Origin of the sequence: Pseudomonas sp. CJQ_9 (assembly GCF_043106615.1) — a bacterium.
GTDB classification, from domain to species: Bacteria; Pseudomonadota; Gammaproteobacteria; order Pseudomonadales; family Pseudomonadaceae; genus Aquipseudomonas; species Aquipseudomonas juntendi.
The window spans coordinates 228,191-236,285 of the sequence record NZ_JBICMS010000083.1 but is presented as its reverse complement, the minus strand read 5'-3'; the positions used below and the strand labels follow the sequence as shown (position 1 = coordinate 236,285).

Here is an 8,095-nt window from a genome sequence, read left to right as displayed (position 1 = left end):
CATGCTCCCGGGAGTACGCGCTGCAGGCCCCATCCCTGGGGCCTCAGCGCTTGACGGGCATCCATGCCCGTCACCTCCCTGCGCATGCCCTTCACTCGGCCTCCTGAAGTCGCGAAGATCAAGATCAAGATCAAGATCAAGATCAAGATCAAGATCAAGAGCAAGAGCAAGAGCAAGAGCAAGAGCAAGAGCAAGAGCAAGAGCAAGAGCAAGAGCCAGATCAGAAACCGTGCGGTGATGGGTACGTGGCGCTGAAGCCTCTGACGCGCCGTAGGGGCGCAAAGGGCTTTGGCAACGCCCGTCCGGGCGTATGGGCTGCAAAGCCGCGCTTGGACCCCGCCGCGTGATGCGCGACAATAGCGATCATTTTCGGAGCCCCCCCATGACCGATTTCACCCCCGACGCCATCCTCGATGCCACCGGCCTGAACTGCCCGGAGCCGGTGATGATGCTGCACCAGCACGTACGCAACCTGGCCGCCGGCGGCCTGCTCAAGGTCATCGCCACCGACCCGTCCACCCGCCGCGACATTCCCAAGTTCTGCAACTTCCTCGGCCACGAACTCGTGCAACAGCAGGAAGACGCCGGCACCTTCCTTTACTGGATTCGCAAAAAAGCCGACTGAAACCCTGTGCAACCCACCCGGCGATGCGCCTACACTGCGCTCCCCAGACAGGAGAGCGCCATGCTGATAGTTGCCGACGAAAACATCCCGCTGCTCGATGCCTTCTTCCAAGGCTTCGGGGAAATTCGCCGCTACCCCGGCCGAAGCCTCGATGCCGCCAGCGTCAAGGAAGCCGATATCCTGCTGGTACGCTCGGTGACCAAGGTTGATCGCACATTGCTCGAAGGCAGCCGGGTACGCTTCGTCGGTACCTGCACCATCGGTACCGATCACCTGGACCTGGACTATTTTGCCGAAGCCAGCATTCGCTGGAGCAGCGCGCCAGGCTGCAATGCCCGCGGTGTGGTCGATTATGTGCTGGGCAGCCTGTTGACCCTGGCCGAACTGGATGGCGTTGCGCTGCCCGAACGGGTCTACGGCGTGGTCGGTGCAGGTGAAGTCGGGGGGCGCCTGGTACGTGTGCTGCGCGGTCTGGGCTGGAAGGTGCTGGTATGCGACCCGCTGCGCCAGGCCGCTGAAGGCGGTGACTACGTCAGCCTGGAAACCATTGTCCAGCAGTGTGATGTGATCAGCCTGCATACCCCGTTGCAGCGTAGCGGCGGCTACCCCACCTGGCACTTGCTGGGCCAGGCGCAATTGGCACAATTGCGCGCTGGTGCCTGGCTGGTCAACGCCAGCCGTGGGCCGGTGGTGGACAACGCCGCCCTGCGCGAGCTGCTGTTGCAGCGCGACGACATCCATGCCGTGCTGGATGTATGGGAAGGCGAGCCGCAAGTCGACCTGCAACTGGCCGACCTGTGTACCCTGGCGTCACCGCATATTGCCGGTTACAGCCTCGACGGCCGCCAGCGTGGCACCGCGCAGATCTACCAGGCCCTGTGCCGCTTCCTCGGGGTGGATGAGCAGGTGCAACTGGCCGACCTGCTGCCGCGCCCGCCGCTGGCGCAAATCGAGCTGGATGCCAGCGCCGACCCGGCCTGGGCCCTGGCCACCCTGTGCCGCGCCGTGTATGACCCGCGCCGTGATGATGCCGATTTCCGACGCAGCCTGAGCGACGACCCACAACAACAGCGTGCCGCGTTCGACCAGTTGCGCAAGCAGTACCCAGCGCGACGTGAAATCGAGGGGCTGGCGGTGCGCTTGCGTGGCGAGGCGCCGCAGTTGGCGCAACTGGTCAGTGCGCTGGGTGGCGTATTGGTCTGACGGCGTGCCGGCCGCTGCACGGGCATTCGCCCGGGCGAGCGCGCCCAGCCGGGCCTGGCCGCAAGGGGCCAGTACAGAACTCAGGGCAAATAAAAACCCGGCGCAGGCGCCGGGTTGTAAGAAATTCGCCGCTCAACCTTTGCGTACGCGCTCGACCCGGCTCTGTTCCAGGGCCTTGCAGGCCTGCTGGATCATCTGCTCGGTGATCGGTACTTCGCGCCCCTGGGCATCAATGATCGAACCGCATACCTGGGGTTGCTGGTTCGGCCGGGGCTGCTGGTTGTCGCTGGTAGGCTGCAAGCTCATGCATGGTCTCCTCATCAGGTGAACACTCAGGGTAGTCCTGCACCGTGACTGGCCGGTGACGACAGGCTCGTCACGGCAATACCAGTCCAACAGAAACGCTGGCAAAGCTCCATACCCTGGTTAGATCGATAGGCTATAGCCACCTGCCCGCGTTCCCCAGCCCTGATGAGTGGTAGTCTGGGCCTTCGCCACCCAGAGTGATCGTCGCCATGCCCGAATCGGTTTCCCCGCACCCACGCCGGGCATTGCGCCTGGCCTGGCAGTTCGTTCGCCCCTATCGCCGGCAGGTTCTGCTGGCCTTGCTGGCACTGGTGGTCACTGCGGGCATCACCTTGTCGATGGGCCAAGGCATCCGGCTGCTGGTCGACCAGGGTTTCATGACCCGTTCCGCGCACCAGCTCAACCAGACCATCGGGCTGTTCCTGCTGCTGGTACTGGCCCTGGCGGTGGGTACGTTCAGCCGTTTCTACCTGGTGTCCTGGATTGGCGAGCGGTGCGTGGCGGACATGCGGCGGGCCGTGTTCAACCACCTGATCGGCCTGCACCCCGGTTTTTTCGAAGATAACCGCAGCGCCGAGATCCAGTCGCGGCTGACAGCAGACACCACGCTGCTGCAATCGGTTATCGGCTCGTCCCTGTCGATGTTCCTGCGCAATGCATTGATGGTGTTGGGCGGTGTGGTGCTGCTGTTCATTACCAACCCCAAGCTCACCAGCATCGTGGTGGTGACCCTGCCGCTGGTGTTGGCACCCATCCTGCTGTTTGGTCGCCGCGTACGCAGGCTGTCGCGGCAGAGCCAGGACCGGGTCGCCGACGTAGGCAGCTACGTGGCCGAGACGCTGGGGCAGATCAAGACTGTGCAGGCCTACAACCATCAGGCACACGACCGCGCACTTTTTGCCGACACGGTCGAGGCGGCATTCACCGTGGCGCGCAAGCGCATTGCCCAGCGGGCCTGGCTGATCACTCTGGTGATCGTACTGGTGCTGGGGGCGGTTGGGGTGATGCTGTGGGTGGGCGGCATGGATGTGATCGCCGGGCGCATATCCGCCGGCGAGTTGGCCGCCTTCGTGTTCTACAGCCTGATCGTCGGCAGCGCCTTCGGCACCCTCAGTGAAGTGATCGGCGAACTGCAGCGCGCCGCCGGTGCTGCCGAGCGCATCGCCGAACTGCTGGCCGCACGCAGCGCAATCCTGCCTGGCTTGGCCGCCTGCGGCGTGCTGGGGCGGAGGGCCCGCGGGCACATCGAGTTGCAGGAACTGGTGTTTGCCTACCCGTCACGGCCCACCGTGGCAGCGGTAGCTGGCCTGAGCCTGGTCATCGAGCCTGGCCAGACCGTGGCCCTGGTCGGCCCTTCAGGGGCCGGCAAGTCGACCTTGTTCGATCTGTTGCTGCGGTTTTACGACCCCCAGCAAGGGCGCATCCTGCTCGACGGCCAGCCGCTGACAGAACTCGACCCTGAGCAGCTGCGACGGCAGTTTGCCCTGGTTGCACAGAACCCTTCGCTGTTCCGCGGCACGGTGGAGGCCAATATCCGGTATGGCCGCCCCGAGGCGAGCCAGGCCGAGGTCGAAGCCGCAGCCCGCGGCGCCTATGCCGATGAGTTCATTCGGCAATTACCTCAGGGCTATCAGACGCCACTGGGGGAGGGTGGCATCGGGCTTTCCGGCGGCCAGCGCCAGCGCCTGGCCATTGCCCGGGCGCTACTGGTAGACGCGCCGATCCTGTTGCTGGACGAAGCCACCAGCGCCCTCGATGCGCAAAGCGAACACCTGATCCAGCAAGCACTGCCTCGCCTGATGGCCGGGCGTACCACGCTGGTCATCGCCCATCGGCTGGCCACGGTCCAGCACGCCGAGCGCATCGCGGTCATCGACCAGGGGCGCTTGGTGGCGGTGGGCACTCATCGCCAATTGATTGAGCAAAGCCCGCTGTATGCCCGGCTGGCGGCTCTGCAGTTCACCAGCGGCTGACATAGGGTGACGGGTGAGTGCAGGTGGCTATCGGCCTCTCAGTACCACCCGCTGCCAGGCACAAAAAAGCCCGCATCAGCGGGCTTCTGGAGGATTTGGTCGGAGAGACAGGATTCGAACCTGCGGCCTTCTCGTCCCGAACGAGACGCGCTACCTGGCTGCGCTACACTCCGATGAACAAAATCCTACTGCATCGTGTTTTTGCTCGCAAGCCCCTGTTGTGCAAAGGGGCTTTGCTGAAAGCGCGGCGCGGTTACAGCTCTTTCACGGTGCGGATCTGGTCCTTGTTCAGGCGGGTGCGCTTGCCGTCCAGCTGCTCGAATTCGTAGAAGCCGGAGTCTTCGTCGTAGGACGGTTTATCCGTCGCCTGGATTTCTCGGCCATCGTTCAGGGTGATGACGGTTGGGGTGGAGCAGCCGGCAAGGGTGCCCAGGCCCAAAGCGAGCAGGAAGGCGGGTAGGGTCCGTTTGATCATCGTGGTTCTCCAAGTGCGATGGTGCTAGATGACAGTTATGACGCAGGACTTTAGTGCAAGTTCACTGCAAGTGCATCATAGGGACAAATCCGCGCGGTTGATCCAGGGCAAGCCTGTCGGGCGCCACCCGGTAAAAGTGCGCTGTGATATAACTGCGGCCAACCTATCCTGTTGTGACGGACCCCCATGAAAGCCAAGGCAGATACCCCCTTCGTGCCGCTGAATATCGCGGTGCTCACCGTTAGCGACACCCGCACGCCCGAAACCGATACCTCTGGCCAGATGTTCGTCGACCGGTTGAGCGAGGCCGGTCATCACCTGGCAGAGCGGGTATTGCTCAAGGACGACCTGTACAAGATCCGCGCGCAGGTCGCCACCTGGATCGCCGACGAGCGCGTGCAGGTGGTACTGATTACCGGTGGCACTGGCTTTACCGGCCGCGACAGCACGCCGGAGGCGGTAGCCTGTCTGCTGGACAAACAGGTCGATGGCTTCGGCGAGTTGTTCCGGCAGATCTCCGTGCCGGATATCGGTACCTCCACGGTGCAGTCGCGGGCCTTGGCCGGCTTGGCCAATGGCACCCTGGTGTGCTGCCTGCCAGGCTCGACCAATGCTGTGCGCACCGGTTGGGACGGCATTCTTGCCGAGCAACTCGACGCCCGCCATCGGCCGTGCAACTTTGTCCCGCATCTGAAGCAGGCAACGGCCTGTGACAGCCGTGGCTGAGGTCAGCCAGCCACGGCCGCTGATGCCGGTAGAGCAAGCCCTGGAGCAATTGCTGGCATTGGCCGAGGCGGCACCGATTCAGGAAACTGAAAGCCTGCCCCTGGCCGAAGCCGAAGGCAGGGTACTGGCGACCGACCTGGTGGCCTCGCTCGACCTGCCGCCCTGGCCGAACAGTGCCATGGACGGCTATGCCCTGCGCCTGGCCGACTGGCAGGGCCAGCCGTTGCCCGTCAGCCAGCGCATCTTCGCCGGCCATGCGCCACAGCCGCTGCAGCCGGGCACCTGTGCCCGCATCTTTACCGGTGCCCCGGTGCCCGCAGGTGCCGATTGCGTCGAGATGCAGGAAAACACCCAGGTGCTGGAGGATGGCCGGGTACGTTTCGTCGAGGCGCTGCGCGCCGGGCAGAACATTCGCCCGCAGGGCCAGGAAACCCGCAAGGGCGAGCAGGTGATGAACGCCGGCACGCGCCTGGGGCCGATCGAACTGGGCCTGGCGGCGACCTTGGGCCACGCCCGGCTCGAGGTGGTACGCAAAGTCAAAGTGGCGGTGCTGTCCACCGGCGACGAACTGGTCGAGCCCGGGCTACCGTTGGGGCCCGGCCAGATCTACAACAGCAATCGTCGGCTGCTGGTCAGCTGGTTGCTGCGCCTGGGGTGCGAGGTGGTCGACGCCGGCATCCTCCCGGATGACCTGGCGCAGACCCGTGCCTGCCTGGCCGGGCTGGGCGATGTCGACCTGATCCTGTCCACTGGCGGCGTGTCGGTGGGCGAGGCCGACTACCTCGGGGCGGCACTGCGCGAAGCGGGCGAGCTGGCGCTGTGGAAGCTGGCGATCAAGCCGGGCAAGCCGCTGACCTTCGGCCATTACCAGGGCGTGCCGGTGATCGGCCTGCCGGGTAATCCGGCCTCGACCCTGGTCACCTTTGGCCTGCTGACCCGGCCCTACCTGCTGCGTCGCCAAGGGGTGGGCAATGTCACGCCGCTGCGCTTCGACATGCCGGCGGGGTTTGACTGGCCCAAACCCGGTAGCCGCCGCGAATACTTGCGGGCGCGCATCGAGCACGGCCAAGTGCGCATCTACAAGAACCAGAGTTCGGGTGTGCTGCGCAGCGCGGCCTGGGCTGACGGGCTGGTGGAGGTGCGCGAAGGCAGCACGCCGAAAACGGGTGACAGCGTGCCATTCATTCCCTTCAGCGAACTACTTGGCTGAACGCCCCAGCCAGGCATCGGCCAGCGGCCCTGGCACCGGTGCCGCCTGGGTCAGGCGCATGTGCACGGTTTCCAGTTGTTGAGCCGCCACGCTCCAGTCGTGGCGCTGGCGGGCGAACTGGCGCCCGGCCGCGCTCAACTGGCTCATGCGCCAGGGCTGGTTGAGCAACTGGGTGATCAGCAGGGCCAGTTGATCACTGTCATCGCTGCCCAGGTAATGCTCGCCGTTGTTCACCGCCAGGCCGGAAACGCCTTTGCCGGTACTGATTACCGGCAAGCCGGCAGCCATGGCTTCAAGGATTTTTACCTTCGAGCCACCGGCATAGCGCAGCGGCGCAAAAAACAGGGCTGAGCGGCTTTGCAGTTCACGCAGATCGGGGCGATAGCCGAGCCATTCGATCCGCGGGTCATTCCAGTGCAGCCTCCAGCTGGCCGGCATCGCATGCCCGGCTATCGCCAGGCGCACGGCCGGGTTGCTCAGCCACACCTGCGGCATGATGTCTTCCAGCGCCCACTCGATGGCTTCCAGGTTGGCGCCGTATTCAAAATTGCCGACAAACAGCAGGCGCTGGCTATGCAGCGCCGGTTGCACCTGCTGGTAGAAATCACATTCCACGCCATTGACTACCACATTCACCGGGCGCCTGCTGATCTGTCCGATCAGCTCGGCATCGTGAGCGCTGACGGCTACCAGCTCGGTGGGCTGGCCCAGCACGCGCTGTTCCCAGCGCCGGTAGCGCCACCGGTCGAAGGCATTGAGCGGGCGTAGCCATAACGGCAGGCGGTCATGGCAGGCGCTGCCGGTAACCGACTCCAGGTTGTGTTCGCTGAGCATGAAGGGAAGGCCGCGGCCCTGCAGGGCCTTTTCGAAAGGCTGGAAGCTATAGCTGTGCTCGATCTGGATCACGTCCCAAGGCTCCTCCAGCAACTGCTCGAAGCGGTGCCGCAATGCTGCGCAAAGGCCGTTGATGATCGCCCGCATGGGGTAGTCGATGATCGGCGATGCCAGTAGGTTCAGCGGGCTATGCAGTGGCCTGCGCGGCAGGACTATCAGCCGTTCCAGGTACGGTTCCAGCGCCTCGCGTGCAGCGTCGTTGAGGGGTACCTTCGATTGCACCAGCAGCGTGATGCGGTGGCCGCGCTGGGCCAGTGCCCGGATCAGGTGGTATTGGCGAGTCTTGCAGCCACTGGTGGTCGGCCAAGGCAGGTAAGGCAGTGTCCAGAGAATACGCATGACCGTGGTCCTCGCTGACGGCTGCAGATGGCAAGACGCACCTGTCGGCCGTTTGCAGAAGTGGGCCGGGAGGTGCGTCCGTGGCGGGCAAGCCAGGGCATTTCACAGTCAAAATGCTGACTCGCCTTTGCTCATTCGCTTCTAGGGTCAAAAACCTGTCAAAAGTGTCTCGACTCAGCATAGTCGGGCATTGTCGGCTGTGGAAAAAATGCCATTATCTTCTCAACCAGCCGAGCCGGCCTGCTGCAGGGAACACCGCCTGCCACGCGCGACACGCAGCTGGCTGTTTTTGAACGCGGCATGCAACGATCCACGCGTGCCCGTGGTCGAGATAGGGTTGGTCA

The 8,095-nt window shown here is 64.3% G+C and carries 9 protein-coding genes and 1 tRNA gene; 6 read left to right on the top strand and 4 right to left on the bottom strand.

Going from position 1 to position 8,095, the window contains the following annotated elements:
- Positions 1 to 63: 63 nt before the first annotated feature.
- The 3 genes from ACF8SD_RS17250 to pdxB all read left to right on the top strand — a co-directional run bounded on the left by ACF8SD_RS17250 (position 64) and on the right by pdxB (position 1,828).
- Positions 64 to 255, top strand: coding sequence for a hypothetical protein (locus ACF8SD_RS17250; protein WP_392484821.1), 192 nt, complete (start codon positions 64 to 66; stop codon positions 253 to 255).
- Positions 256 to 382: 127 nt separating this feature from the next.
- Positions 383 to 625: a sulfurtransferase TusA gene (tusA, locus tag ACF8SD_RS17245; RefSeq protein ID WP_009686255.1), complete on the top strand. Its 243-nt coding sequence runs from the start codon at positions 383 to 385 to the stop codon at positions 623 to 625.
- Positions 626 to 685: 60 nt separating this feature from the next.
- Positions 686 to 1,828, top strand: coding sequence for a 4-phosphoerythronate dehydrogenase PdxB (gene pdxB, locus ACF8SD_RS17240; protein ID WP_392484820.1), 1,143 nt, complete (start codon positions 686 to 688; stop codon positions 1,826 to 1,828).
- Positions 1,829 to 1,960: 132 nt separating this feature from the next.
- Here pdxB and ACF8SD_RS17235 read toward each other — a convergent pair whose 3' ends face one another.
- Positions 1,961 to 2,134 carry a PA1571 family protein gene (locus ACF8SD_RS17235; RefSeq protein WP_009686257.1) on the bottom strand — a complete coding sequence of 58 codons (174 nt, stop codon included), beginning with the start codon at positions 2,132 to 2,134 and terminating at the stop codon, positions 1,961 to 1,963.
- A gap of 209 nt (positions 2,135 to 2,343) precedes the next feature.
- Between ACF8SD_RS17235 and ACF8SD_RS17230 the strand changes: the two genes are divergently transcribed.
- Complete coding sequence (locus ACF8SD_RS17230; protein WP_173890531.1) at positions 2,344 to 4,107, top strand: ABC transporter transmembrane domain-containing protein; 1,764 nt, start codon at positions 2,344 to 2,346, stop codon at positions 4,105 to 4,107.
- A gap of 96 nt (positions 4,108 to 4,203) precedes the next feature.
- On the opposite strand, the gene ACF8SD_RS17225 is transcribed toward ACF8SD_RS17230, so the two are convergent.
- Positions 4,204 to 4,280, bottom strand: a tRNA-Pro gene (locus ACF8SD_RS17225).
- A gap of 80 nt (positions 4,281 to 4,360) precedes the next feature.
- Positions 4,361 to 4,582 (bottom strand): YgdI/YgdR family lipoprotein, encoded by a 222-nt coding sequence (locus ACF8SD_RS17220; protein ID WP_009686259.1) that lies wholly within the window; start codon positions 4,580 to 4,582, stop codon positions 4,361 to 4,363.
- A 186-nt stretch (positions 4,583 to 4,768) separates the two neighbouring features.
- On the opposite strand from ACF8SD_RS17220, the gene moaB reads away from it, so the two are divergent.
- Both moaB and glp read left to right on the top strand, forming a co-directional pair.
- Complete coding sequence (gene moaB, locus ACF8SD_RS17215) at positions 4,769 to 5,308, top strand: molybdenum cofactor biosynthesis protein B (protein ID WP_173890529.1); 540 nt, start codon at positions 4,769 to 4,771, stop codon at positions 5,306 to 5,308.
- Entirely contained in the window at positions 5,292 to 6,518 is a 1,227-nt protein-coding gene (glp, locus tag ACF8SD_RS17210) for a gephyrin-like molybdotransferase Glp (RefSeq protein ID WP_392484819.1), read from the top strand. The genes moaB and glp overlap by 17 nt, the downstream gene beginning before the upstream one ends.
- Here the strand turns inward: glp and ACF8SD_RS17205 are convergent.
- Positions 6,507 to 7,751 carry a glycosyltransferase family 4 protein gene (locus tag ACF8SD_RS17205; protein ID WP_173890526.1) on the bottom strand — a complete coding sequence of 415 codons (1,245 nt, stop codon included), beginning with the start codon at positions 7,749 to 7,751 and terminating at the stop codon, positions 6,507 to 6,509. The two genes, glp and ACF8SD_RS17205, sit on opposite strands and share 12 nt — an antisense overlap.
- Positions 7,752 to 8,095: the final 344 nt, after the last annotated feature.

Coding starts and splice junctions, on each gene's coding strand:
- ACF8SD_RS17250 (WP_392484821.1), top strand. CDS start 64: ATGCCCGTCACCTCCCTGCGCATGCCCTTCACTCGGCCTCCTGAAGTC.
- tusA (WP_009686255.1), top strand. CDS start 383: ATGACCGATTTCACCCCCGACGCCATCCTCGATGCCACCGGCCTGAAC.
- pdxB (WP_392484820.1), top strand. CDS start 686: ATGCTGATAGTTGCCGACGAAAACATCCCGCTGCTCGATGCCTTCTTC.
- ACF8SD_RS17235 (WP_009686257.1), bottom strand. CDS start 2,134: ATGAGCTTGCAGCCTACCAGCGACAACCAGCAGCCCCGGCCGAACCAG.
- ACF8SD_RS17230 (WP_173890531.1), top strand. CDS start 2,344: ATGCCCGAATCGGTTTCCCCGCACCCACGCCGGGCATTGCGCCTGGCC.
- ACF8SD_RS17220 (WP_009686259.1), bottom strand. CDS start 4,582: ATGATCAAACGGACCCTACCCGCCTTCCTGCTCGCTTTGGGCCTGGGC.
- moaB (WP_173890529.1), top strand. CDS start 4,769: ATGAAAGCCAAGGCAGATACCCCCTTCGTGCCGCTGAATATCGCGGTG.
- ACF8SD_RS17205 (WP_173890526.1), bottom strand. CDS start 7,751: ATGCGTATTCTCTGGACACTGCCTTACCTGCCTTGGCCGACCACCAGT.